The sequence below is a fragment of the Bradyrhizobium sp. CCBAU 25360 genome (assembly GCF_028128695.1).
In the GTDB taxonomy this organism is placed as follows: domain Bacteria; phylum Pseudomonadota; class Alphaproteobacteria; order Rhizobiales; family Xanthobacteraceae; genus Bradyrhizobium; species Bradyrhizobium ottawaense.
Genome location: NZ_LBJA01000031.1, coordinates 1 through 25201 on the forward strand (window position 1 = coordinate 1; position 25201 = coordinate 25201).

The 25201-nt window shown below is 64.0% G+C and carries 28 protein-coding genes; 15 read left to right on the plus strand and 13 right to left on the minus strand.

Annotation, left to right across the window (positions count from 1 at the left end; all coding sequences use genetic code 11):
* Positions 1 to 593: flagellar biosynthetic protein FliO (locus XH81_RS08055; RefSeq protein WP_271596096.1), on the minus strand; the 593-nt coding region annotated here is incomplete at its 3' end.
* A 352-nt stretch (positions 594 to 945) separates the two neighbouring features.
* On the opposite strand from XH81_RS08055, the gene flgB reads away from it, so the two are divergent.
* From flgB to XH81_RS08105, 10 genes are all read left to right on the plus strand, one after another.
* A complete protein-coding gene (gene flgB, locus XH81_RS08060) occupies positions 946 to 1350 on the plus strand; it encodes a flagellar basal body rod protein FlgB (protein WP_028142767.1) in 405 nt (134 codons plus the stop codon).
* Between the two features lie 40 nt (positions 1351 to 1390).
* A complete protein-coding gene (flgC, locus tag XH81_RS08065; RefSeq protein ID WP_018321863.1) occupies positions 1391 to 1816 on the plus strand; it encodes a flagellar basal body rod protein FlgC in 426 nt (141 codons plus the stop codon).
* A 16-nt stretch (positions 1817 to 1832) separates the two neighbouring features.
* Positions 1833 to 2141, plus strand: coding sequence for a flagellar hook-basal body complex protein FliE (gene fliE / locus XH81_RS08070; RefSeq protein WP_018321864.1), 309 nt, complete (start codon positions 1833 to 1835; stop codon positions 2139 to 2141).
* Positions 2142 to 2279: 138 nt separating this feature from the next.
* Complete coding sequence (fliQ, locus tag XH81_RS08075; RefSeq protein WP_018321865.1) at positions 2280 to 2543, plus strand: flagellar biosynthesis protein FliQ; 264 nt, start codon at positions 2280 to 2282, stop codon at positions 2541 to 2543.
* A 17-nt stretch (positions 2544 to 2560) separates the two neighbouring features.
* A complete protein-coding gene (gene fliR, locus XH81_RS08080) occupies positions 2561 to 3337 on the plus strand; it encodes a flagellar biosynthetic protein FliR (protein ID WP_028142768.1) in 777 nt (258 codons plus the stop codon).
* 4 nt (positions 3338 to 3341) lie between these two features.
* Positions 3342 to 4421 (plus strand): flagellar biosynthesis protein FlhB, encoded by a 1080-nt coding sequence (gene flhB / locus XH81_RS08085; RefSeq protein ID WP_028142769.1) that lies wholly within the window; start codon positions 3342 to 3344, stop codon positions 4419 to 4421.
* Positions 4422 to 4576: 155 nt separating this feature from the next.
* On the plus strand, positions 4577 to 7156 hold the full coding sequence (gene cckA / locus XH81_RS08090; protein ID WP_028142770.1) for a cell cycle histidine kinase CckA: 2580 nt from the start codon (positions 4577 to 4579) through the stop codon (positions 7154 to 7156).
* A 359-nt stretch (positions 7157 to 7515) separates the two neighbouring features.
* A complete protein-coding gene (locus tag XH81_RS08095) occupies positions 7516 to 8523 on the plus strand; it encodes a Tim44 domain-containing protein (protein WP_097668917.1) in 1008 nt (335 codons plus the stop codon).
* Positions 8524 to 8667: 144 nt separating this feature from the next.
* Positions 8668 to 9351 carry a lectin gene (locus XH81_RS08100; RefSeq protein WP_028142772.1) on the plus strand — a complete coding sequence of 228 codons (684 nt, stop codon included), beginning with the start codon at positions 8668 to 8670 and terminating at the stop codon, positions 9349 to 9351.
* A gap of 180 nt (positions 9352 to 9531) precedes the next feature.
* The gene (locus XH81_RS08105; protein ID WP_028142773.1) at positions 9532 to 10239 is read left to right on the plus strand and encodes a glutathione S-transferase; all 708 of its coding nucleotides are present in this window, start codon (positions 9532 to 9534) and stop codon (positions 10237 to 10239) included.
* Between the two features lies 1 nt (position 10240).
* Here XH81_RS08105 and XH81_RS08110 read toward each other — a convergent pair whose 3' ends face one another.
* Both XH81_RS08110 and XH81_RS08115 read right to left on the minus strand, forming a co-directional pair.
* Positions 10241 to 11866, minus strand: coding sequence for an AMP-binding protein (locus tag XH81_RS08110; protein WP_028142774.1), 1626 nt, complete (start codon positions 11864 to 11866; stop codon positions 10241 to 10243).
* Between the two features lie 2 nt (positions 11867 to 11868).
* Entirely contained in the window at positions 11869 to 12513 is a 645-nt protein-coding gene (locus tag XH81_RS08115) for a TetR/AcrR family transcriptional regulator (protein WP_028142775.1), read from the minus strand.
* An 85-nt stretch (positions 12514 to 12598) separates the two neighbouring features.
* Between XH81_RS08115 and XH81_RS08120 the strand changes: the two genes are divergently transcribed.
* Positions 12599 to 13495: a crotonase/enoyl-CoA hydratase family protein gene (locus XH81_RS08120; protein WP_028142776.1), complete on the plus strand. Its 897-nt coding sequence runs from the start codon at positions 12599 to 12601 to the stop codon at positions 13493 to 13495.
* 77 nt (positions 13496 to 13572) lie between these two features.
* Here the strand turns inward: XH81_RS08120 and XH81_RS08125 are convergent, their stop codons facing one another.
* Both XH81_RS08125 and XH81_RS08130 read right to left on the minus strand, forming a co-directional pair.
* On the minus strand, positions 13573 to 13866 hold the full coding sequence (locus XH81_RS08125) for a DUF1330 domain-containing protein (RefSeq protein WP_028142777.1): 294 nt from the start codon (positions 13864 to 13866) through the stop codon (positions 13573 to 13575).
* A gap of 34 nt (positions 13867 to 13900) precedes the next feature.
* Positions 13901 to 14893 carry a zinc-dependent alcohol dehydrogenase family protein gene (locus tag XH81_RS08130; protein WP_038948104.1) on the minus strand — a complete coding sequence of 331 codons (993 nt, stop codon included), beginning with the start codon at positions 14891 to 14893 and terminating at the stop codon, positions 13901 to 13903.
* A 103-nt stretch (positions 14894 to 14996) separates the two neighbouring features.
* On the opposite strand from XH81_RS08130, the gene XH81_RS08135 reads away from it, so the two are divergent.
* On the plus strand, positions 14997 to 15962 hold the full coding sequence (locus tag XH81_RS08135) for an AraC family transcriptional regulator (protein WP_038971620.1): 966 nt from the start codon (positions 14997 to 14999) through the stop codon (positions 15960 to 15962).
* Positions 15963 to 16379: 417 nt separating this feature from the next.
* Here XH81_RS08135 and XH81_RS08140 read toward each other — a convergent pair whose 3' ends face one another.
* The 4 genes from XH81_RS08140 to XH81_RS08155 form a co-directional block, all read right to left on the minus strand.
* Positions 16380 to 17054, minus strand: coding sequence for a methyltransferase family protein (locus tag XH81_RS08140; protein WP_028142779.1), 675 nt, complete (start codon positions 17052 to 17054; stop codon positions 16380 to 16382).
* Positions 17055 to 17137: 83 nt separating this feature from the next.
* Positions 17138 to 18259, minus strand: a complete 1122-nt coding sequence (locus tag XH81_RS08145; protein WP_038948102.1) for a helix-turn-helix transcriptional regulator — start codon at positions 18257 to 18259, stop codon at positions 17138 to 17140.
* A 363-nt stretch (positions 18260 to 18622) separates the two neighbouring features.
* Positions 18623 to 18796, minus strand: a complete 174-nt coding sequence (locus XH81_RS08150; RefSeq protein WP_162832252.1) for a hypothetical protein — start codon at positions 18794 to 18796, stop codon at positions 18623 to 18625.
* A 340-nt stretch (positions 18797 to 19136) separates the two neighbouring features.
* Positions 19137 to 19610, minus strand: a complete 474-nt coding sequence (locus XH81_RS08155) for a hypothetical protein (RefSeq protein WP_028142782.1) — start codon at positions 19608 to 19610, stop codon at positions 19137 to 19139.
* Positions 19611 to 19732: 122 nt separating this feature from the next.
* Here XH81_RS08155 and XH81_RS08160 point away from each other — a divergent pair, with 122 nt between their 5' ends.
* The 3 genes from XH81_RS08160 to XH81_RS08170 all read left to right on the plus strand — a co-directional run bounded on the left by XH81_RS08160 (position 19733) and on the right by XH81_RS08170 (position 22026).
* Positions 19733 to 19954, plus strand: a complete 222-nt coding sequence (locus XH81_RS08160; RefSeq protein WP_028142783.1) for a hypothetical protein — start codon at positions 19733 to 19735, stop codon at positions 19952 to 19954.
* A gap of 6 nt (positions 19955 to 19960) precedes the next feature.
* Positions 19961 to 20194, plus strand: a complete 234-nt coding sequence (locus XH81_RS08165) for a type II toxin-antitoxin system RelE/ParE family toxin (RefSeq protein WP_245448835.1) — start codon at positions 19961 to 19963, stop codon at positions 20192 to 20194.
* Positions 20195 to 20370: 176 nt separating this feature from the next.
* Positions 20371 to 22026, plus strand: a complete 1656-nt coding sequence (locus tag XH81_RS08170) for a fumarate hydratase (RefSeq protein WP_038948099.1) — start codon at positions 20371 to 20373, stop codon at positions 22024 to 22026.
* Between the two features lie 57 nt (positions 22027 to 22083).
* On the opposite strand, the gene XH81_RS08175 is transcribed toward XH81_RS08170, so the two are convergent.
* The 4 genes from XH81_RS08175 to XH81_RS08190 form a co-directional block, all read right to left on the minus strand.
* The gene (locus XH81_RS08175; protein ID WP_028142785.1) at positions 22084 to 23133 is read right to left on the minus strand and encodes a DUF3616 domain-containing protein; all 1050 of its coding nucleotides are present in this window, start codon (positions 23131 to 23133) and stop codon (positions 22084 to 22086) included.
* 85 nt (positions 23134 to 23218) lie between these two features.
* Positions 23219 to 24139, minus strand: a complete 921-nt coding sequence (locus tag XH81_RS08180; RefSeq protein WP_028142786.1) for a hypothetical protein — start codon at positions 24137 to 24139, stop codon at positions 23219 to 23221.
* Between the two features lie 14 nt (positions 24140 to 24153).
* Positions 24154 to 24450, minus strand: coding sequence for a hypothetical protein (locus tag XH81_RS08185; RefSeq protein ID WP_028142787.1), 297 nt, complete (start codon positions 24448 to 24450; stop codon positions 24154 to 24156).
* 189 nt (positions 24451 to 24639) lie between these two features.
* The gene (locus XH81_RS08190; protein WP_028142788.1) at positions 24640 to 25194 is read right to left on the minus strand and encodes an inner membrane-spanning protein YciB; all 555 of its coding nucleotides are present in this window, start codon (positions 25192 to 25194) and stop codon (positions 24640 to 24642) included.
* Positions 25195 to 25201 lie beyond the last annotated feature (7 nt).

Consider the following 25201-nt stretch of genomic DNA (forward strand, 5'->3'; position numbering starts at 1 on the left):
ATCAGTGGCGGCTCGCTGCGCGGAACGCGCGGGGGCAGCGGCTCGGGCCGGGGTTCGCGCTCGGGGCGCGGCGCGTTCGGCTCGGCCGTAAAGCCGGCGAGGGGATCGCTGCGGCGTTCGGCCAGCGCGGGAGCGGGCCGGCGCACCTCGTCGGCGAAGGACGGGCGCGCGGGCCGCGGCGGCGGCTCGGGCATCTGCGGCTCGGGATGATCGAGCAGTTCGGGCCGCGGTGCTTCGTCGGCCCAGCTGCTGGTATCCGGCATGGGCGCGAGCCGCGGCGGTTCCGCGGCGTTCGGACGCTGCGGAAGCTGGTCGCGGCCGGGCGCGGCGCGAACGATATTGGGCTCGACGACGATATCGGTCGGCCCGCCGATCATCAGGAGATGCTCGACATTGTCACGCCGGACCAGCACCAGGCGGCGCCGACCGTCGACCGCGGCAGCGTCGATCACCGCGAGCCGGGGCATCCTGCCGCGCTGGGTGTTGGCGCCGACCCGGCTGCCGGCGAATCGGCGAACCAGCCAGGCAGCGACGCCGATCAACGCCAGAACGACGATGAACGCGACGATGAAGGTGATAGGGCTGCCTTGCATACTTGTCCCCGACAAATGGCGCTGTTCTCGTGCCCGTGGTCAGACGCGCCAACCACCGGCTTAACGATGCCCCAAACTGCGATCTCTTAACGTCCCACGGCAAGTTTTGCCGTCCCCAACTCTTAATAACCTATGAATCGCTCGATCCAAAACGACTTCTTGGCCCGTGAATGCGCCGCCAAATGGTTGGGTTAATGCCATTTTTGGAGGCGTAGAATCACGGGGCGCAAAATAGTGTCCCGCCCGGGGACACGCCTCGAGGGCGTCCTTAACCAGCTGTTAACCATACACGCGGCAAATTCTGCCTAGTTGCGGACCTCAAGGTTCGCAAGAGGCGGAAGGAGCCGCGACGATGTCCATCAACGACCTCCCGGTGCTGTCGGCGCTTCGCACCAAGATGCAGTGGCACCAGGAGCGCCAGCGCGTCCTGTCCGAGAACGTCTCCAATTCCGACACGCCCAAATTCCGGCCGCGCGACCTGGTCGAGCCGAAGCTCGACAAGTCCGGGGCCGTCACAGGCTCGATGGGCCCCCTCGCGCTCGCCCGCACCAGCGGTTCTCACATGACGCCGTCAGGGGCTGCTTCCGGATTCGACCAGAACAAGAATGCGGGGTTCGAGACCCGCCCCGCGGGCAACGCCGTCAATCTCGAAGAGGAGATGATGAAGGCGGCCAGCAACCAGATGGACTACGCGGCGGCGACCTCGCTCTATTCGAAGAGCCTGCATCTGCTCAAGACCGCGATCGGCAAGGGCTAGCCGCATGATCCGGGAACAGAAGAGCTAGAGGAGGCGCATCATGGCCAATGACAGCAGCGACTTTGCCCGCTCGATGGCGATCGCGACCTCCGGTCTGCGGGCGCAAGCCGGCCGCATGCGGGTGATCTCGGAAAACATCGCGAACGCGGATTCGACCTCGCAGACCGCAGGCGGAGATCCCTACCGGCGCAAGGTTCCGACCTTCTCCTCCGCGCTCGACCGCACGCTCGACGCGCAGGTCGTCACCCTCGGCAGGATCAAGCCGGACCAGTCGAACTTCCGCGTCAAATACGAGCCGAACAATCCGGTCGCTGACGCCAGCGGCAACGTCAAATATCCGAACGTGAACTCGGTGGTCGAGATGACCGACATGCGCGACGCGCAGCGGTCCTACGAGGCCAATCTCAACATCATCAGTGCGACGCGCCGGATGATCCAGCGCACGCTCGACATCCTCAAGAGCTGAACAGGACAATTGAGCCATGGCATCACCGACAATCGCGGCCAACGCTTATGCCAACCTCGCCCGGGTGCTGGAGAACAGCGGTGCCGGCAAAGCCACCGAGGCAGGCGGGCAATCCTTTGCCTCGATGCTGAAGGACGCCGTCGGCAGCGTCATGGAGTCCGGCCGCAAGTCGGATGCGCAGACCGTGGCGATGGCCTCCGGCAAGGCCAACGTGATGGACGTGGTGACGGCGGTGGCGGACACCGACGTCGCGGTGTCCACGCTCGTCTCGGTCCGCGACCGCGTGATCGCGGCGTATGAAGACATCATGAAGATGCCGATCTGACGCGCACTGTCATTCCGGGGCGCGACGAAGTCGCGAGCCCGGAATCATGGTGCGACCAACGCTGCGGCCCGATGGATTCCGGGTTCTCGCTTCGCGAGCCCCGGAATGACGACAAACAATTCAGAGATAGGAATTCAAATGACCGGACCCGAAACCCTCGACGTTGCGCGCGATGCGATCTGGACGATCGTGATCGTGTCCTCCCCCCTGATGGTGGTCGGTCTGGTGGTCGGCGTCATCGTGTCGCTGTTCCAGGCGCTGACGCAGATCCAGGAGCAGACGCTGATCTACGTGCCGAAGATCCTCGCCATCTTTGCCACGATGCTGCTGGCGCTGCCGTTCATGGCGGACGCGCTCCACGCCCACATGCTGCGGATCTCGTCGCGAATCATCGGCGGCTGAGGCAAGATGCGTCAATCATGCGCATCGACGTCTCGCTACTGCCGGCGCTCGCCGCTTCCTTCATGCTCGCCTTCGCCCGGGTCGGCGCGATGGTGATGCTGTTGCCGGGGCTGGGCGAGACCAACATTCCGACGCGGATCAAGCTGTCGATCGCGCTGGTGCTGACGCTGATCATCCTGCCGCTGCATCGTAACGCCTACCAGGTCGACATGGGATCGCTCGCGCCGCTCCTGGTCCTGATGCTGCATGAGATCGCGATCGGAATCGTGCTGGGCGCGACCGCGCGCGTGACGCTCTCGGCGCTCCAGGTCGCGGGATCCGTGATCGCACAGCAGATGGGACTCGGTTTCGTCACCTCGGTCGACCCGACGCAGGGCCAGCAGGGCGTGCTGGTCGGCAACTTCCTGACCATCCTCGGGGTAACGCTGCTGTTCGCCACCGACAGCCATCATCTGGTGATCGCGGCGCTGAACGACAGTTACACGATCTTCTCGCCGGGCGAGACCGTATCGAGCGGCGATGTGGCCTCGCTCGCAACGCGCGCCTTTGCCGCCGCGTTCCGCCTCGGCCTGCAGCTCTCGGGGCCGTTTCTGGTGTTCGGCCTGGTCTTCAACATCGGCCTTGGCGTGCTGGCGCGGCTGATGCCGCAGATGCAGGTCTATTTCGTCGGTGTGCCGCTCTCGATCTTCGCGGGCTTCCTGGTGCTCGCCGTGGTGCTCACGGCGATGATGGGCACCTATCTGGATTACTTCATCGGTGTCATGCACCAGTTGATGCCGCTGAGGTCACGGTAGATCGATGTCAGAAGACAAGGACCCAGAGAGTCAAACAGAAGACCCGACGCAAAAGCGCCTGGACGACGCGCTCGAACGCGGCGACGTCGCCAAGAGCCAGGAGATCAACACCTGGTTCATGATGGCGGGCGGCACGCTCGTGGTCTCGACCTTCTCGGGCTCGGTGGGCAGCGGGCTGCTGGCGCCGATGCGGGGCCTGCTCGCCAATTCCTGGATGATCAAGACCGACGGCAAGGCCCTGCTCGCGCTGATGCAGCAGATCGAATTCGCCCTGCTCGCGGCGATCGGCGTGCCTCTCTTGATGCTGATGCTGGCGGCGATCGCCGGAAACATGCTCCAGCACCGCCTGGTCTGGTCGACCGAATCCCTGACGCCGAAGTTCAGCAAGATCTCGCCCGGCGCCGGCTTCAAGCGCATCTTCGGCAAGCAGGCGGCGGCCAATTTTCTCAAGGGCATCGGCAAGCTCGTGCTGCTCGGCGTGGTCATGACCATGATCCTCTGGCCGGAGCGGCACCGCATGGAAGCGATGGTCAGGCTCGATCCGGCTGCCATGCTCGGCGCCAGCACCAGCATGACGATCCATCTGCTGGGTGCGGTGGTCGCAGCGCTCGCGATCGTCGCCATTGCCGACTATTTTTTCCAGTACCGCAGCTGGTTCCAGCGGCAGAAGATGTCGCTCCAGGAGATCAAGGAAGAGTTCAAGCAGTCCGAAGGCGATCCGCACATCAAGGGCAAGCTCAGGCAGTTGCGGCAGCAGCGCGCCAAGAAGCGCATGATGGCGGCGGTTCCCAAGGCCTCGGTGATCATCACCAACCCGACCCACTATTCGGTGGCGCTGTCCTACGAGCGCGGCATGACGGCTCCGATCTGCGTCGCCAAGGGCGTCGACAATCTCGCCTTCAAGATCAGGGAGATCGCGCGCGAGCACGACATCCCGATCGTGGAGAACGTGCCGCTCGCCCGCGCGCTCTACGCCACCGTCGAGATCGACCAGGAAATCCCGACCGAGCACTACCATGCGGTCGCCGAAGTCATCGGCTACGTCATGCGGCTGAAGCGCGGATTCAGCGCCGGGCGAGAATAAAACACCCGAAAAGTACCGGAAATGGCCGTAATCTGGGAATCAGCGTACCTTTCGCCCCTGCTGCCCTTGCACCTCAGGGTCCGATTCAGGCAGGGAGGACCCCACGCGCCCCGTAGCGCGTTGATTCTCTGCCGACAGGCTGCGCCAGCTCGAGAATGACCGCCGAGACCGACCACGACCTCACCCGCGAGCCCGTTGCGACGCACGAGCCGTCGCCGCGCTCGGGTAGCATTGCGTTGGTGCTGCTGGTGGCCGCCGGCCTCGTCGCCGTCGCCGTCGGGCTGATGACGCTCGGGCGCGCGCAGGCGCAGCCCTATATCCTCGGCATCCTCGCCGTGCTGGCCATGGTCGGCCTGTTCAACCTGTTCGCCTTCGCCGCCGGGATCATCCGCTTCGCCGACCGCAGTCTCGATGATCCGGTCGTGGGCCGCATCGCCGATCATGGATTCGACGGGCTCGCGGTCACCGATGCCCGCGGCCACGTGGTCTATTCCAACGCCGCCTATCTGACGCTGACGGGCGCGACCGGGCCGCAGGACGTGCGCCCGGTCGAGCGTGTCTTCATCGGCAACCCCGACGTCTCCGAAGCCGTGTTCCGCCTGCTCAAGGCCGCGCGCGAAGGCAAACGGCAGCAGGAAGAGGTCCGCATCTCCGGCCAGGACGGCAGCCAGGGCCGTTGGTTGCGCATGCGGGTGCGCCCGCTCGGCACCGGCAAGCGCGAGGCGAAATACGCGGTGTGGTCGATCGCCGACATCACCCGCGACCGCGAGCGCCAGGAGGACGTGTTCCAGGAGCTCCAGCACGCGATCGAATATCTCGACCACGCGCCGTGCGGCTTCTTCTCGGTCAATCCGGCCGGCGAGCTCGCTTATGTCAACGCGACGCTGGCGAACTGGCTCGACTACGACCTCGCCGAGATCGGCTCGGGCGGCCTGAAGCTGACTGACATCGTCTCCGGCGACGGCGCCTCGCTGCTGACGTCGATCGTGGCGGTGCCGGGCGAGGTGAAGACCGAGGTCTTCGACATCGATCTGCGCATGCGCACCGGCAAGACCATGCCGGTGCGGCTCTATCACAAGCTCGCCTTCGGCGCCGACGGCGCGCCGGGGCCGTCGCGCACGCTCGTCATCAGCCGCGCCCGCGACGAGCGCAGCGATCCCGACCGCGCCGCCGAAGTGCGCTTCATGCGCTTCTTCGACCATACGCCGATGGCGATCGCGACCGTCGATCGCGGCGGCAACGTGGTGCGCGCCAATGCGCGCTACGCCAAGCTCGGCCAGGCGCTCGGGCTCGACAGCGCCTCCAAGTCGATCTTCCGCGCGGTCAATGCGCGCGACCGGCACCTCCTGATCGCGGCCATCAACCAGGCCGCCGACGGCCAGGCCGACATCGCCCCGGTCGAGGTGGCGCTGGAAGGGACCAAGGAGCGCTGGGGCCAGTTCTTCGTCACGCCGGTCGATGCCGCCGAGAACGAGGCGGAAGCCGCCATCGTGCACATGCTCGAGACCACCGAGCGGCGCGCGCTGGAGAACCAGATCAACCAGTCGCAGAAGATGGAGACGGTCGGCCAGCTCGCCGGCGGCATCGCCCACGACTTCAACAACGTGCTCTCCGCCATCATGATGGCGAACGACTTCCTGCTGAACGCGCACAAGCCGACCGACCCGTCGTTCCAGGACATCATGCAGATCAAGCAGAACGCGACGCGGGCCGCGACCCTGGTGCGGCAGCTGCTGGCGTTCTCGCGGCGGCAGACGCTGCGGCCGCAGGTGCTCGATCTCGGCGACGCGCTGTCGGATCTCGCCATGCTGCTGCGCCGCCTGATTGGCGAGAAGGTCAAGCACGAGACCATCCACGGCCGCGATCTCTGGCCGGTCAAGGTCGACGTCTCCCAGTTCGAGCAGGTGATCGTCAATCTCGCGGTGAACGCGCGCGATGCCATGCCCGACGGCGGCAAGCTGATCATCCGCACCGCCAACGTCACCGCGGAACAAGCGGCCAAGCTCGCCTACAAGGGCATGCCGGCCGCGGATTATGTCCGGATCGAGGTCGCCGACACCGGCACCGGCATTCCCGCCGACATCCGCGACAAGATTTTCGAGCCGTTCTTCTCGACCAAGGAAGTCGGCAAAGGTACGGGTCTTGGCCTTTCCACGGTCTACGGCATCGTCAAGCAGACCGGCGGCTTCATCTACGTCGATTCCGAGCCGGGCCAGGGCACCTCGTTCCACATCTTCCTGCCGCGTCACCATGCCGAGCCTGAAGCGCAGGTCGAGCAGCCGGCGGCTCTGGTGAGCGCGACCAGCGGCGCCGGGAAGGACGCCGCGGCGGCCGAGGCCAAGCCGCGCACCGATCTCACGGGGCAGGGCACCATCCTGCTGGTCGAGGACGAAGAGGGCCTGCGCGCCCTGAACGCACGCGGCCTGCGCTCGCGCGGCTACACCGTGGTCGAGGCCGAGAACGGCGTCGAGGCCATGGAAGTGCTGGAGGAGCAGAGCGGCGCGATCGATCTCGTCGTCTCAGACGTCGTCATGCCCGAGATGGACGGCCCGACGCTTTTGAAGGCGATGCGGGAGAAAAATCCCGACATCAAGTTCATCTTCGTCTCCGGCTATGCCGAGGACGCCTTCGAGAAGAGCCTGCCCGAAGGCCAGCAGTTCGACTTCCTGCCGAAGCCGTTCACGCTCAGCCAGCTCGTGGCGGCGGTCAAGGAGACGATGGCGAAGCAGGGGTGAGGATAGGCGGCGCACGCCGTTCGCCCCTCCGTCATTGCGAGGAGCCCGCGACAAAATTGCGTAGCAATTTTGCGCTGGTGCGACGAGGCAATTTAGAGTCTTTCCGCTGAGGCAGTCTGGATTGCTTCCGCCTTCGCCGAGGCTTCGGCGGACAAGTCGCTACGCTCGCATGACGGGGAAAGAGCGGAAATCTCGGCCCAAACCGCCGGTATCCCGCGACCACGGTTCCTTGGCGCGCCCGGCCAAGCCCCCGCCAAATATGGGCTTTTGCCACATCCCCGCGACTGAGGGCCGCAGCCATAGGTTCCGAAACCGGCTTCACTTTTCGGGAAGTCTGCCCATCTTAGGCGCACGTCCCCATGCCGGGGATTTGGGAAACGCACATGAATTTCTCGCTACGCTCCCGCAGTCTCTTCAAGACCATCGCTGTCGTGCTGGCGCTTGCGCTGCCGACTGCGCTGGCGATCTCGTCTGCCGACGCGCGCGTCGGCGGTGGCGGCTCGTCGGGTTCACGCGGCTCGCGCACCTATTCGGCCCCGCCCTCGACCACGACGGCGCCCGGCTCGGCCTCGCAGTTCAACCGCACCTACACCCAGCCGGGTGCAGGCATGAACTCGGCTGCTTCCGCGCCCGCGCGCGGCGGCCTGTTCGGCCGCGCCGGCGGCTTCATGGGCGGTCTTGCGGCCGGCTTCCTCGGCGCCGGCCTGCTCGGCATGCTGTTCGGCGGCGGCCTGTTCGGCGGCCTCGGCGGCCTGTCCTCGATCCTGGGCCTGATCATCCAGATCGCGCTCGTGGTGCTGGTGGTGCGGCTGGCGATGTCCTGGTGGCAGCGCCGTCACACGCCGCAGGCGGCCTATGCCAATGCGGAGGCGGGCGCAGGTTCCGGACCGCAGCCGAACCAGCGCGGCGGCCTTGGCGGTGGTCTTGGCGGCTTCGGCTTCGGCGCGAATGCCAATAACGCGCCGCTCGAGATCAAGCCGGACGATTACGAGGCGTTCGAGCGCCTGCTCGGCGATGTCCAGACCGCCTGGTCGAACGAGGACGTGGCCAAGCTGCACACGCTCGCGACGCCGGAGATGGTCTCCTATTTCGAGCAGGACCTCGCCCAGAACCGCGCGCGCAACGTCGTCAACAAGGTGACTGGCGTCAAGCTGCTGCAGGGCGATCTCGCGGAGGCCTGGCGCGAAGGCGAGACCGACTACGCCACGGTGGCGCTGCGCTTCGCGCTCACCGACAAGACGCTGGATCGCAACAGCGGCACGGTCGTCGCCGGCAGCGAGCAGCCGGGCGAAGTCACCGAAGTCTGGACCTTTGCCCGACGGCCCGGCAGCGGCTGGGAATTGTCGGCGATCCAGCAGACCAACTGATCGCAAAGCGATGGAGAACAAAGGGCGTCGTGCTTAGGCACGACGCCCTTTTCTTTTGTGCCCCATTCATCGCGGCACCGGAATAAGTGGCGGCGCATCGGGTTGAAATCAGGCGGCCAACGACAAACACAACGGGAGGACAAGATGATCCGTATCAAGAGATCCGTGACGATTTCAGCGCTCGCTGCGGCCTCGCTTGCATTGCTTGGGGCGCCAGCCGTGGAGGCGCAGTCGGCCGACATGACGTTCTTCGTGACGTCCAACGGCCCGGGCAAGGGCGCCGATCTCGGCGGCCTGGAGGGAGCCGATGCGCAGTGCGCGAGGCTCGCACAGACCGCCGGCGCCGGTGCGAAGACCTGGCGCGCCTACCTCTCGACGCAGGCCGCCGACGGCAAGCCGGCCGTCAACGCGCGCGATCGCATCGGCAAAGGACCGTGGCAGAATGCAAAGGGCGCGGTCATTGCCAAGGATGTTGCCGAGTTGCACGGCTCCGCCAACAACCTCACCAAGCAGACGGCGCTCAGCGAGAAGGGCGAGGGTATCAACGGTATGGGTGACCAGCCGAACCGGCACGACGTCCTCACGGGATCGCAACCAGACGGCACCGCGTTTGCCGGTCCGGACGATCGCACCTGCAAGAACTGGACGTCGAGCACGCAAGGCACCGCGATGGTCGGCCATTTCGATCGCAAGGGCCTGCGCGATGACGAGCCGTCAAAATCCTGGAATAGCTCGCACCCCTCGCGCGGTCCCGATGGTGGCTGCTCGCAGGCCGATCTGAAGAGCACGGGCGGCGACGGCCTGCTGTATTGTTTCGCTGCGAATTGAGAGGCCGAGCTCCCTCGGCTCGTCATTGCGAGCGTAGCAATCCAGACTATCTCCGCGGAAAGGCTCTGGATTGCTCGCTAACGCCCGCAATGACGCGTGGGGCCGACGTTCCGCCTCATCACGACGGAACTTGCGCCGCATGCTAGGCTTGTCCTGCCTGCGTCTCAAAGGACCTCTCCCATGAAATACGAGCTCTACTACTGGCCCGAGATCCAGGGCCGCGGCGAATATGTGCGGTTGGCGTTGGAGGAGGCGGGGGCCGCTTATGTCGACGTCGCGCGCAGACCACGCGGCACAGCTGCGATGATGAAGATGATGGATGCACAGAAGGGCACGCCGCCCTTTGCGCCGCCGTTCCTGAAAGCCGGCAAGCTCGTCATCGGCCAGACCGCCAATATCCTGCTCTATCTCGGTAGCCGCCATGCGCTCGCGCCGAAGGCGGAAGCCGGCAGACTCTGGGTCCACCAGCTTCAGCTCACCATCACCGACCTCGTGGTCGAGATCCACGACACCCATCATCCGCTCGGACCCTCGCTCTATTACGAGGACCAGAAGCCGCCGGCGAAGAAACGCACGGCCGATTTCTGGGACGAGCGGGTGCCGAAATATCTCGGCTATTTCGAGCAGCTTCTCACCGGGAATGGCGGCGCCTATGTCACCGGCCGGCGGCTGACTTACGTCGATCTCTCGCTCTTCCAGATCGTCGCGGGGCTGCGCTATGCCTTCCCCAGGCGCATGAAGGCGTTCGAGACAGACATTCCGGGCCTCGTTTCCCTGCACGACCGCATCGCCGCGCGGCCGAACATCGAGGCCTATCTGGCGAGCGAGCGCCGCATTCCCTTCAACGAGCAGGGCATCTTCCGCCGCTATCGCGAGCTGGATGGCTAGTCTAGTCCATCCGCTCGAGCGAGCCCGCAGCCAGCGCTTCCCGCAGGCGGAACTTCTGAACCTTACCGGAGGCCGTCAACGGAAATTCGGAGCAGGCGAACCACAATATCGGCGTTTTATGTGGGGCCATTGCGTCGCGGCAATGCGCAGTCAGTCGCTCGGCGCATCCTGAAGCGCTTGACGACAGGCGAACGGCTGCTGCGACGACTTCGCCCCATTTCTCGTCCGGCGCCCCGAACACGGCGACGTCGGCGACCTCCGGATGGCGCAAGAGGCAGGCTTCGATCTCGACGGGATAGATGTTCTCTCCACCGCGGATGATCATGTCCTTGAGGCGACCGGTAACGCGGATATAGCCGCCCTCGTCGATCGTTCCCAGATCGCCGGTACGCAGCCATCCGTCGGACGTGATAGCCTGTTGGGTGTCGTCCGGTGCGTCGAAATAGCCGATCATCGTCTGGTACCCGCGGACTTGAATTTCGCCCTCTGTACCCGTCGGCAAGACACGAAAATCGCCGGGATCCGCGATGCGCACCTCGACGTTCCATAGCGGCTTTCCTACCGTATGAAGCCGTTCAAACTCCGGATCGTCGTCGCTCGTCTGCGCGACGATCGGGCTGAGCTCGGTCTGACCGAAGACGGTGACGACCGGAAGACCAAGCGCATCTTTCACGCGACGGTGTATCTCCGGCGAGACCGGAGCGCCCCCGGACAGCGCCACACGCAAGGACGACAGATCGTGCGGGGTGGCCTTCATCGCCTCGATCAGCGCGAGCAGCATCGTAGGAACGCCGAAGAGGACCTGCGCCCTGGACGCTTCGATGGCCTGCAGGACCGTTGGCGGATCGAAAAAGAGCGGGAGCACCAGTGTCGCGCGTGAGGTCATGCAGCCGAGCACGCTCATGACCGACCCGGCGGTGTGAAAGAGCGGCATCGGACTCAGCAGTACGCTGTCTTCTAGACCTGCTCTGGCCGCCACATAGCTCGCGTTCGTCACCAAGCCGCGGTGATGGAGGAGCGCCCCTTTAGGCTTGCCCGTGGTCCCGGAAGTGTACTGGATCTGCGCCGGATGCTGCGAATCGATCTCCGGCAACGCCGCTTCCGGCGTGTTGCGGATCTCGTCAAGCCAGCCTTCGAAGCAATAGCGGTGGATGCCGAGACCTTCCAACTCGCGGGCGATGGCACCTGTATCGACTTCGCGGAAACTCGATAGATGAAAGAGAGCTGATGATCTGGACTGCCGAAGAACGAATTCGAGCTCGCTCGGCTTGAACGCGGGATTGGCGGTGACCAGGATCACGCCGGCAAGCGCCGCCCCGTACTGCAAGACAACCCACTCCGGCACGTTCGGGGCCCAGACGCAGATGCGGTCTCCGCTCTCGACCCGTTGTAGCAGCCAACTCGCGCAACGCTGCGCATCGTCGTACAATTGAGCGTACGTCCACCGACGGTCAGTGCGTGAGGCCCCGACTGGGGAGGCCATCGATGACGGAACGACTTCGACCAGCGCTTCGCGATCAGGCACGGTGCCGGCAGCGGACGTGAGAGCACGACCGATGCTGACGTCGAGGATCGGCCGCGACGGATCGGCGGGATAGTAGGAATTGCGAAGCCTCGTTTCGTCCATGTCTAAGCCCCCTGACTCTTTTGTCTGTTTCGGACGTTGGATTTCGTCTCGAGAACCGTCCGCATCGCTTCTGCCCAGGCGGCGATGAGGCGCTCGCGCTTTCGCGCCGAGCTTCGGAGGTTGTCCGAGATCGCCAACCCCCTGATGAAATGGAGCGTCAGCGCCACGAATTCATCGTAGGCTTCCGATTCCGTCCATTTGCCAAAGAGCTGCAAATAGACTCGTTCGAGATCACGACGCGCGCCGCGCTCGGCCGCGATGAGCGCCTGCTTCAAAGCCGCGTCCGTGCGTGCGACGGCCCAGAGTTCAAGCTCGGCGAGATAGGCGGGCTGATGGGCGGCGAAGGCCAAGGCCTCGATGGCCGACTGCAGGGAATCCGACGATGCGCCGCTCGCCGCGCGGGATTGCGACACCGCCCGCTCATTGCGGCGGACAAGCTCCGCGACGGTCGCGGCCAGAAGCGATGCATGGTTGGGGAAATAATGCAGCAGGGCGCCCCGGCTAACTTCTGCCCGATGCTGGACAGCGAGGGTGGTCGTGCCGGCTACGCCGTGTTCGATCAGACATTCGACCGCGGCGTCGAGCACTCTCGATCGCATGGTCTCGGAGCCTTCAGACCCGCGCACGGACTTTGCCGCTCTGGACATGCACTTCCTCCTATCGACAGTCAGCGTTGACTGTAGCATGAGATGTGCTACAGTCAATGCTGACTGTTTATGCCCGGAGGATACTATGCCGAATTTTTCGACGCTAAGCATCGTGACCCGCGAGGACGCTCCGCGCATCGCTCGCCTCGTCCTCAACCGCCCGGAACGCTTCAATGCCATCGACGATGCGATGCCGGCCGAAATCCGCGCCGCCGTGGAGTGGGCCGAGAAGAATGACGACGTGCATGTCCTCGTTATCGAGGGCGCCGGCAAGGGCTTCTGCGGCGGGTACGATCTCGTCGCCTATGCGGAAAGCGAGATCGAGCATCCATGCCAGCAGGAGAGCGAGCCTTGGGATCCGCTCGTCGATTACGCAGTCATGAAGAAGAACACCGAAAACTTCATGAGCCTATGGAAATGCTCCAAGCCGACGATCGCAAAAATCCACGGCGCGGCGGTAGCTGGCGGTAGTGATATCGCGCTGTGCTGCGACCTGATCGTAATGGCAGAGGACGCCCGGATCGGCTACATGCCGACGCGGGTCTGGGGATGTCCCACCACCGCAATGTGGACATTCAAGCTCGGCCCGTCGCGCGCGAAAGAGCTCATGTTCACCGGCAACATGATCGACGGCCGGACGGCGGCCGAGTGGGGTCTGGCCAACGCCTGCGTGCCGATGGAGCAGCTCGAGAACGCGACCAGGAAGCTTGCGGACCGGATCGCCGGGGTGCCGAAGAGCCACCTTGCCATGCATAAAATGGTGGTCAACCAAGTCATGCTGAATATGGGATTGGAGCAGACGCAGTCGCTCGCCACCCTGTTCGACGGCATCACGCGTCACAATCCCGAGGGTCTGTGGTTCAGGCGGTACGCCCAGAAGCACGGCTTCAAGGCCGCGATCGAGTGGCGCGACAGCGGACGTCCGATTCCGGAGCGCGACGAGGCACGCAAGCAGATCAGCGAGTTGAAGAGCGGCACCTAGCGTGTTGCGCGAGAAGCGATCGATCGCGGCGCGATTTTTCCTTCTTCGAGAACGTCGCCGAAAGTGGACAGTCCGTCTCAGCCATCGACCCCCTGAACGATGATCGATCGATAGTCCGCGCCCAAAAAGCGGTGTCGGACGGCAGCTTGGTATTCGGGGCTGTCATAGAAGGTGCGCGCGGTCTCCATGGTCGGGAAGCTGACCATCACCACGCCTTCAGGCGAAGGCCCCTCCAGAACGTCCTGAGCGCCGTAGGCCGCGAGAACCGTCGCTCCCGAATTCCCCAGTAGGGGGGTGACCATTTCGGCATAGGTCTCCAGTTCACCCGCGTTGCGGGTGCGTTCGCGAATGAAGATGGCATAGACGCTCATCGATTAAAATCTCCGTTGAGGGTTCAAGATGAAATCAGTGCTGAACGACGATCTTGCCGAACACTTGGCGTCGACCCAGGTGTTCGATCGCCGCTCGCGCCTCCTCGAAGATGAAGGTACTGTCGATGACGGGTTTCAGGCCAGTTCGAGCGACGAAGCGCGTGAGCTCCTCAAGATCGCGGCGGCTGCCGGTCGTGATCGTCTGGAAGCGAGCAAAGCTAAAAAACATCGCCGTGTAATCGACGCTGCCCGCAAAGCCGCCGAGCACGCCGACCAGCGAAATCTGTCCGCTGGGAGCGATTGCCTTGATGGACTGCGCAAGCGAGGTCGCACCGCCCGTCTCCACGATACGGTCAATCCCACGATCGGTCATTGCGCGTGCCGTGGAGCCCCAGTCCTGATCGGCGCGATAATCGATGACCTCGTCAGCGCCCAGCGCTCGCAGACGATCGGCCTTTTCCGCGCTTGAGGTGGTGGCGATGACACGCGCACCCAACGCTTTGGCCAATTGCACTGCGAAGATTGAAACGCCGCCCGTGCCTTGCGTCAGCACGATGTCGCCCGCCCGGACGCCGGCAAGAGCCGACCAAGCAGTGACGCCCGCGCAGGTCAGAGCAGCGGCCTCTGCGAACGACAAAGTATTGGGCGCGGCGACCAGGGCTTCGGCGTCGACGACCTTATACTCGGTCAGCCAGCCATCCCGTTCGACCGAATATTGCTCTGCACCAGCCTCGAACGCGCCACCGAACCAGGTCGGAAAGAAGCTGCTGACAACGCGGTCGCCGATTGCAAAGCGGGTTACATCCGATCCTACCGCCTCGATTTCACCAGCCGCATCAGACAGCGGAACGACGTCCGCCTTGGCGGGAGCAGGGAATATCCCGGTGAGAAGGGCGAGGTCGCGAAAGTTAAGGGCCGTGGCGCGGACCCTGACCCGAACTTGTCCAGGTCCGGGAACGGGAAGATCCTCCTCGATGATCTTCAGGTCGTCGAGCGATCCAATCTTATTAGCTCTGTAGCTTCGCATGTCCCTCTCCAATCGATGAGGTGGGATAGATAGACTGGCTCGATCGTATGAGTAATGGCCCAAGCGCCTTGATTCCTGACCGATCGTCCGATATCGAATCGGGATGGATCCCTTCGACGACGTTGTGAGCGCGATGAGCGTGGCGAGTTCGCTCTATGTGCGATTCCGCTTTACCGCGCCGTGGGGTGTGGCATTCGATACCGGCTATCAGGCCCGGCTGGTGATGATCGCAGAAGGTGTGGGCTGGTTGCTGTCCGAGGGTGAGGTTCCCCTACCAGTGGCCAAGGGCGATTGTCTCATCGTCAAGGAAGGCACGCGGTTCGCGCTGGCGGATCGGCCCGACAGTGCCCTCGTGGATTGTGTGAACCTGTTTGCGGACCTGCCCGGCTTCTCGGAAGGGACCGGCTTCACCACCATCCCTGACCGCACGGTCAACTATGGCGGTAACGGCGCGCTGATGGAAATGGTATCGGCGCGTCTTTCATTCGATCCGATCGCGGCCGAGCCCTTGCTCGCCTTGTTGCCCGATCTGCTCCACGTTCGCTTGGCGCATGGTGACCTCGATCTGCTCGAGACCACCCTAGGCCTGATTGGCCTGGAAAGCCGCGCAGATGGGCTCGGCGCGGACTTAGTGGTAGAGCGACTGACGGACGTGTTGTTCATTCAAACGATCCGCGCGTGGGTTGCGGCGGACGGGACACGGGCCGGCGGGTGGCTTGCTGCGCTGAGGCACAGATCCTTGGCCAAGGTTATTCGCTCCGTTCATGCGGACATCGCACGCGACTGGACGGTCGAGGAGATGGCTCGTGTCGCAGGCGTCTCGCGCTCCACCTTCGCTCAGAACTTCCGTTCGGTTCTCGGAGAGACGCCGCTGAGCTATGTGACGCGGTGGCGGATGTATCGCGCCAAAACCCTGATGCGGAAGGGCGCGGCCTTGGCGGAAGTGGCGGTCAGGGTCGGGTATGACTCCGATACCGCGCTAAGCCGCGCCTTCCGGCGTGTCGAGGGACTGGCGCCTGGAGAGTGGCGGCGCACCTTGGCTGCGGAGGCGAACAGGCCTGCGTTATGATCCGCGGCGTGCGGCCGGGTCCAGATCTTCGTCAATATTGCGGGCCTCTCAACCCTTCTCGACTGCGCTCCAGCTAGAGCGTTTTCGAGCGAAGTGGATACCGGTTCGCGTCAAGAAACGCGTCAAAAAATAGAAACTTAGCCGGTCCGGAGGGAGGCTGGCGGCAGCCCCCGTTCCGGACCGGCCGCTTCGGGCGCGATCAATCGCCCGAAAACGTCATGGCTGCCGCCGGGCTGCGCGTGCGCCGGACCAGGATGACCGTCTGAAGCATCGGGAGCGGAAGAAAGCTCTGGCTGGTCGGGGCAGGGCGGCTTGCAGAACATCGTCGCGTCTTTCGTTGCGTTGCGTGCCGCCGCTGTCTAGCGAAGTCCGCTTTCGGCGGCGTCAGCCGTTCGGAGGAGGCAGCGCAATGCGCGCTCACCAAACGCCGGGCATCAGGCGATAGCGCACCCGCGCCGCATAATCGGCATAGCCCGGCAGGCCCTCGCGCAAGGTGCGCTCCTCGATTCCGATTCGGATCGCGAACAGGAGGACCAGGAGCGGGACCATCACGAGTCCCCACCACGAGCCCAGCAGCAGCGGCACGCCGGCGAAGAACAGGACCATGCCGCTATACATGGGATGACGCACATGGGCGTAGGGACCGCTCGAGATCACGCGCTGGGCGCGCTCAGCCTGCAGTTTCACCACCGGCGCAGCGAACGAGTTTTCGCGGAACACCCACATCGTGGACAGTGTCGAGGCCAGGAACAGCGCAAGGCCGAACGCCTGGAGTGCGACCGGCATGTCGGACGATTGAAGGCGCCGGTCGACGCCGATCAGCACCAGCCAGGCCAGCATCGCGACGACGAAGACGCTCATGAACAATTTGTCGGCTGCTGGCTGATCCTTCTGCAGCACCGGCCGCAGCCGCTCGGCCAGCAGCGCCGGATCGATCCGGTAGAGCCACCAGCCGCAGAGCGGGCCGAGCAGGGTGCATGTCGCGAGGAACACCCAGGCCGAAGGCCAGCGCAGCGTCCCTGCGGAGGCGAACAGCAGCGCGCCCATCGCGGCGGTGGTGATCGTGTTCTGCAGCAGCAGTCTGGCGATCATTGGCGATCTTGTTCTGTCCCACGCCGGCGTATTGATAGCCTGCTTTCCGGCAAACATGCGGCGCGAGGCGACAGGGACCGGGTTCAGACCTTGATCGGCGGTGTAAAGGCCGCGATGAGCCGAACCAGATCCGCCTGTCGTTTGGTTCCGGTCTTGGCGAAGATCCGGGCGAGATGGGTCTTGATCGTGGATTCGGCGATGCCCATGCTCCTGGCCACGTCGGGAACCCCGCCGATCTCGACGATGGACAGGAAGACGCGCAGCTCGGTCGGCGTCAGCCTGAACAGCTTGCGGATGAGGTCGGGCGCGACGATCGTATCGAGCGCTGCCTTGCTGACGAACAGGACGGCGCAGGCGTCGTAGCTCGCTGCGAACCTTTGCCGGCGCCCGGCGGTCAGCGGCAGGAGATGCGCGACAAAATGCGCGCCGTCGCGGGCCGTCAGATGCAGCGAGATGCTTGCGCTCGTCGTCGCGCGGTCGCCGACAACCGTGCCCGCCAGCGCCTGCCGCAGCACGCGATCGGCATTCGGCTCGGACGTCACCAGCCGGCCACGGGCCGAACGAAGCACGTCGGCCTCGTCCAGGATGTCGCGCGCGCTGGCATTGGCGTGCCTGATATGAGCCTCGGCATCGAGCAGCAGGATGGCGGTTCGCAGGGCGTCGAGCGTGCGCATCGACGTCGTCTCCAATGCGTTCTGCTGCTGCAGCTTCTGCCTGACGACCATGGCCCGTTGCAGGTGCGGCGTGAGGTGGGAGATCACCTGGTACATCCTGCGGTCGACGGGGCCGCCGGCCTTCATGATCGAGAGGCGGGATATTCCCTCAGGCGATTTGTCGAGCAGGATATTGGCGGCGTCCTCGAGGCCCTGCGGCCGCGTCCATTCGTTGTAGAACATGGTGGTGCGGAATTCGTCGACGTCGATCCAGTCTCTGATGGTCTGGATCTGGCCGACCGGCGCGTGGAGCACGCTGCGCGACGGATCGAACGGTTCATAGGTTTCGATGTAGGACTGAACATAGGCCGGCTCGACACCAACGGCATGCGCGATCACGGCCTCGCCGTCTGCTCCGATCCGGACCAGACCGCCGCTTTGGCCGCCCGCCAGGTCGACGATGCAACGAAGCGTCGCCGACCATCGGGAATCGTCGAGCGCTGCATCGTAGATGTCCGCCACCAGCGACAGCAGCGCTCCATTCAGTTCCATTGGCTTGTCCCATCGACGCATGCTCATTCGGCCTCGCAGATGAGCACGCCGCATGCGGAAATTTGATGAGCCGGATCACACTTGAAGGCCGCGCCGAGCCGGAGCGGTGGTTTTCGGCCCAATCGTGCGCGTAGGGAAAATGGCCGCGGTGGGGCAGGCGGGCCGGGTGCAAGGTTCGCGTGGACGCGAACAATCGCGCGCCCATGGCGGCAACGAGCGTGGTGTCAAGCAACGGCCGTCTTGCGATCATGCGCAGGTTCCGGGGTGGCCGCGCATGATGTTCCCGCTATCCGGCGAAGATGCGCCGGACACGAAACAGGCCCGATCGACCGGATCGGGCGATTCGTCCTTCGAGAAGATCGATCAGACGAGCTGATCGATCCGCGTGCCCTGACCCGGCGGCAGCGGTGCGGGCGGCTGCGGCTTGTAGGTGGGGTCGGCGTCCTTGGTCTTGGTCTGATCGTCCTGCTGCTTGGTCGTGTCGTAGCTCGGAACCACGATCGCGATCGGCGGCGGCGCAACGGTGGAAACCTTCATCCGCAAATCCTCACACATGGAAACAATTGACCCTGCGCTGCGAGGAGCGAAAATTCCTTCAAGGCAATCGTTAAAATGCGAGCGATTGGTGTGGTAGGAGGCGCTGTTCGTGCCCCGCACCGTGCCTTATGCGAGCGACGACTAAACCCTCCTCGTCATTGCGAGGAGCTTTTGCGACGAAGCAATCCAGACCGTCACCGCGGAAGGATTCTGGATTGCTTCCGCCTTCGCCAAGGCTTCGGCGGACAAGTCGCTCCGCTCGCAATGACGGAGTACGTGGCGACCTGCGTCGCGTCGCAATTGCACCTTGTCCGCAGCAAGTGCGGAAGAGGGCCTCCGCCTATTCGTCCTTGCCGCGCGTGATCGCGATGGACGCGTCCTTCTTGGTGCGGGTGCATTCCATGTTGAGTCGCCGATAGCGCATGCTGATCTTGTCGCCGCGCAGCAGACCCATCCGCTTCAGGCAGCGTGTCGCGCCCGTCGTGGTGTCGTCCTTGGTCACGGTGAAGACGATCGCCGCCATCGATCCCACCAGCGCATAGAATTCCGGCGTCGGCTTGCGATCACCTTTGGCATAGAGCTCGATGGAATATTTGTCGCCGCGGCAACCCACGGACAGCTCCTTGGCCGCCGGGTGCGTCAGGTAGACGGTGTTCGCAGCGCGGAAGTTCACCTTGAGGCGATCGACCTGGTTCGCCAGCTCCTTGGCACTGTCGTCGCAGCGGTCGGCGCGTGCGGGCGAAATGAGGGTCACAAGGCCGGTGATGGCGGCGGCGACCAGGATCGCGCCGCGGACGTTCAAGTTCAATGTCATGATGAAAAGCCCCTTAGGGCGCGCATTCAAGCGTCGTCGGGCGCGAAGCGCAAGAGTGGGAACGGGCATTTCCCCGTGCGGCTTGGCTGTTCTCTCGCCTGCAATCTGCTATACTTGATTGTATGACCAAGCTCCTGGACGAGGCTATCCGTCAGGTCGTGCAGCTTCCCGAAGGCGAGCAGGATGCCGCCGCGGGGGCGTTGCTCGACTATGTCAAACACATGCGGGACATCCAGCTGACCGAGGAGCAGATCGCCGAAGTGCGCCGTCGCCGAGCCGATCCAAACCGCAAATTCCTCTCCCTGGATGAAGTGCGTGCGCGCGTCGAGCGCTTTGGGTCCTGAGGGGCCATGGAGCTGATCTTCGATGATCAGGCGGTTGCTGATCTCGAAGGTATCTTCAACTGGATTTCACAGGATAGTCCGGCCGCTGCCCGGAAGGTGACCGATCGGCTGCTCAAGAGTATCGGGCAGTTGACGTCCTTCCCCTTTATGGGGCACGTCGGGCATGATCCCCAGACATTTGAGTGGTTGTGCCCCGGCTCCCCTATGAGGTCGATGTGTTACGCGCACGAGTTGTCGTAACTGCAGTATTTCACGGCGCACAGGCCCGAGATTCTTGAGTGGGCGCCTGCCCCTTGCCGGGAGACAGAATGGGGTCTCTTCCATGCGCTCCGCTCACTTCCCTTTGCAGCAAAAAAGCTTAGAACGCTTCTATGCTGAGAGGCCCGCCAGGGCTCCAAAAACCCGAGATTCGCTCCATGAACGCTCCGACCGCCTTCCCCGACCCGTCAAAGCCCGTTCCGCCCTACAAGCACACCCCGCTATTCCCGCTGGGCAAGGACGAGACGCCCTACAAGAAGATCACGGCCGAGGGTGTCAGGGTCGAGAAGGTCCTGGGCAAGGACATGCTGGTGGTGTCGCGCGAGGCGCTGCGGGCGCTGTCGGAGGCGGCTTTCGGCGACATCAACCATTATTTGCGCCCCGGCCATCTGAAGCAGCTCCGCGCCATCCTGGAGGACGGCGAGGCCAGCCCGAACGACAAGTTCGTCGCGCTGGACTTTTTGAAGAACGCCAACATCGCCGCCGGCGGCGTGCTGCCGATGTGCCAGGACACCGGCACCGCGATCATCATGGGCAAGAAGGGTTGCAACGTCATCACCGACGGCGACGACGAGGCGGCGCTGTCGGAAGGTGCGCGCGACGCGTATCTGCGCCGCAATCTGCGCTACTCGCAGGTCGCGCCGCTCTCGATGTACGAGGAGAAGAACACCGCCAACAACATGCCGGCGCAGTGCGAGATCTACGCCGAAGGCGATGACGCCTACAAGTTCATGTTCATGGCGAAGGGTGGCGGCAGCGCCAACAAGAGCTTCCTGTTCCAGGCGACGCCCTCGGTGCTGACCAAGGACCGGCTGCTCGCTTTCCTGAAGGAAAAAATCCTCACCCTCGGCACCGCTGCTTGCCCGCCCTATCACCTCGCGATCGTGATCGGGGGCACCTCGGCCGAGCTCTGCATGAAGACGGTGAAGCTCGCTTCCGCCCGCTATCTCGATGCGCTGCCGACCCACGGCTCGCCCGACGGCAACGCCTTCCGCGACGTCGAGATGGAGAAGGAGATCCACAAGATGACGCAATCGCTCGGCGTCGGCGCGCAGTTCGGCGGCAAGTACTTCTGCCACGACGTCCGCGTGATCCGCATGCCGCGTCATGGCGCATCGCTGCCGATCGGGCTCGGCGTTTCGTGTTCTGCCGACCGCCAGGTGCTCGGTAAGATCACCAGGGACGGCGTCTATCTCGAGGAGCTCGAGCACAACCCGGCGCAATATCTGCCGCAGGTCGAGCAGGCGCTCGGCGGCGAGGTCGTCAAGATCGATCTCAACCAGCCGATGAAGGACATCCTGGCGACGTTCTCCAAGCACCCGATCAAGACCCGCGTCTCGATGACCGGCACCATGATCGTCGCGCGCGACAGCGCCCACGCCAAGCTGCGCGAGCGACTGGAGAAGGGCGAGCCGCTGCCGGACTATTTCAAGAACCACCCGGTCTATTACGCCGGCCCGGCCAAGACGCCCGAGGGCTACGCCTCCGGCGCGTTCGGTCCGACCACCGCGGGCCGCATGGATTCCTTCGTCGACCAGTTCCAGGCCGCCGGCGGCTCGATGGTGATGGTGGCCAAGGGCAACCGCGCGCCGGCGGTGCGCGAGGCCTGCAAGAAGTATGGCGGCTTCTATCTCGGTTCGATCGGCGGCGCCGCGGCGAACCTTGCCGAGCACTGCATCAAGAAGGTCGAGGTGCTCGAATATCCCGAGCTCGGCATGGAAGCGATCTGGCGCATCGAAGTCGTCGACTTCCCCGCGTTCATCATCATCGATGACAAGGGCAACGACTTCTTCAAGGAGCTGAACCTGGGCTAGCCAATCCTGCGTCGTCCGCCGGTTCTCGAACCGGCGGACGATTTACGCAGCGCGCGCTCAGCGCTTTATTGTGAACGACATCGCGCCGCCATTTTCGGCGCTGTCGAACATGACAAGCACACGGATGTTGGCTGCGTCTTCCTCGAGGGGAAGCAGAATTTCCGCTTTCGCCTCTTTTGGGGCTGTGCTCAGATCGAGCGTCGCCAGGGATTTGGCAGTCTTGCTGCTGCCGTCCCACAGCCAGACGCTATAGGGAACGTCTTCGTCACGCGTTGGCCCTGCGAGGATCAAGATGCCGTTGTTCACCACGGCAAGGTCGCGGATGCCGGTATTCTCCCCGAGATCGAGCGGCGTCGAGGCGGGTTTGAGATCGTCGTCCTTGGTAAAGAGCGCGCTTGCATCGACGCTGAGCACAAAGGCCTGACGGTTCAGCGATGGACCTCGCAGCCCGAAGTAAATGCGGTCGTTCCTGACTGCAATCCCTTCGACGTTGACACCGCCTTCCGCGAGCGGCTTGTTGAACTTCGATCCGACGTCGTTACTCTTTTCAATCACTTCGCGCAGCCGCGGGCTCGGCTCGACGCCTTCGACCTTCTTGGCGTTGGGTTCGGTCTTGGGTGCGCCGGTTTGCGGATCCACGGCAATCCGAAACACGACATAGCTCGACAGATTCTCCTTGTCGCTCTTGCGGCTTCGGCCGTGCGAGCCGGTTACATAGAAGAAGCCCTTTTCATACGCGACGCCTTCGGCATCGGGGTCCTTGTCGTCATCCGAAAGCCGGATGAGCTTCCGGGGAACTAGGACGTTGCCTTCGATCGAGAAGAACTGTGCGTATTTCTTCTCATCATTGGCGATCAGGCATGACGTGAACTTCGGCGTGGTGGGCACGCACGCCGCTCCGCTCAAATTCATGCGTGGCTGATCCTTGAACTTGTCGTCCTTGTCGTCTTTCTCGAAGATCGAGGCGGGCTTCCAGGCGGTTGCCTCCGGGGCAATCTTCGGCGGCAATTGTTCGCCGTGCCCGGTCGACATCGCTGCTCCGAGCAGAATGCAAACGAACGCGGCTGTCAGTGATCGATGAAATGCATGCGTGATGCTGTACGGCATTTTTCCCTCTCGGGTGCAATGCTCAAATACAATCCTGAATTGTTAAGAAAAGACAAGAGCGAGAATGTCGCGGAGCGCTCTCTTCTCAGCTGCAATTCGTGACCTGGTTCGAGCAGAGCGCGCGCCACCAGCCGCGGACGCCGTCATGGCTCTCGACCAGACCCCAGAAGCCGCTGCAGGCGAACAGGCGCTTCGGGCCGCCGTCACCGTCGATCGGGCCGCCGAGCTCACGCTGCGCCGGCATCCATTTGGCATCGACGAAGGGAGCCTGGAACAGCCCGCCTGCGCGCGTATAGCCATTGGCGTAGCTCGCGCCGACCTTGTTGGACGCAACCCAGCCGCGCCCGGCATAGGGTTTGGGCGCGCTCCGCGGATATCTCTTCTCGTCCTCGTAGTCCTTGCCCGGCGGCTTGGCGTCTTCGATCAGAAACCAGCCGCTCTTGAAGCCGATGATGCGGAATTCGGTGAGCCAGCCGCCGTCGGGCGTGTTCTCAGCGCCGCCTAACTTCAAGCGGTAAGGCGGCGGCAGCGTGCCGAGCACGCGCGCCGTCGCCGACGGCTCGGCGCGCACGTTGAGGCCACCGGGGTCCTTGTCGATGGACCAGGCGCCGAGACTGCAGGGCTCGGTGCCCTCGGGCAGCTTTGTTCGTCCGGCGGCGAGATCGGCGTGCAGCTTTGAGAAATCGCTGTCGTCATTGTCCGGATCGGGCTCTGTGCGCGGCTTCAACTCGGCTGAAACCGCGCGTGTCGCATCCGGTGTCAGCTTGACCACGAGGGCCTGGCGCGCAGCGAACACGCTTGCCGGTGTTTTTGGATCGTTCGATGGCGCGGGATAGACGGCGAGATATCCCATCGAGCCATCAGTCCGATAAGCGGCGCCGGCGACATAGCCTGCCGGGACCAGGGCGAGCGCGCTTGCGCGCCACGCCGGTTCGGTGTCATCCGCGCGCGCCGCTTGTGTCGCGACGCACAGCATCGTCGTCGCGATGAGACGAAGCACGCGCATGATGCTGCGCCGCCTTACGCGCGGGCGCCCGTGAACGGGAAGCTGCCCATCGGGCCGATGCCCATCTCGCCGTTCATGCTGTCGCCGGAGACGGTGCCGGCGAATTCGAGCGTGAGCGGCATCGGGTTGGTGATCGAGACCTTCCAGGAGACGTTGTCGCCAGCGACGGTGCCGTCGAAGATCTCGGCGGTATTACCTTCCGCGCCTTGCGTGCCCGTGAGCGTGCCGCCGGCGGCCTTGAGGCTCAGCGTCGCCTGGCGCTCGCCCATCGGCGTCGTCATGGTCAGATTCCAGTTGCCGTCTACGGCCATTCCCGTCTCCCGAACAAATCCCGGCGGACCGCGACGATCCGCGGCCAGTCCCGGACGAGCCTATAGCCCAACTCGCAGCTCCTGCCTAACGCTCCATTTGAGGCATGGAAGCATGTCCCGAAAAGTGCGTAGCGGTTTTCGGAAAGGATCATGCTCAGACAACAACCTAAAGCGCGATCACATCGCGCTTTAGGCGCGGGCTGCAGCGCGCCTGCGGCTGGTGACGATGAGCCTTAGAACGACATACTGCACGGCAAAGGCGAGGATCTTGGCGCCGCCGGCGACCACCGTGAGGTAGAACGCCCACAGCTTCAGATCGCCCGTGGAGGCGACGAGGATCATGCCGACGCCGATCACGAACATCAGCGCCGCCCAGGCATAGCCTGCAGCCGTCACATATTCCGGAACGGTCTCGACGACGATCGGCGGCATGTAGCGCAGCATCCAGCCGCGCTTGAGCATGATCGCGCCGATGGCGAAATGCGCGATCGAAGGCTTTGCCATCATGAAGCGGGGATCATTGGTCAGCAGAGTGATCCCGCCCAGTCCGACGACGAGCGCGAGGCTCGCATAGGTCATGTAGTTGAGTTGCTGCCCCTTGATGCGGGCGTGGATCACCTGCGCGATCGCGCCGGCGATCGCCACTGACGTCGCTAGGATGACGTTGTCGGTGGCGAGATAGACGACCAGGAAGACGATGGCGGAGAAGAGGTCGGAGCCGAGGCGGGCGAATACGTCCTTCATCGTCAAT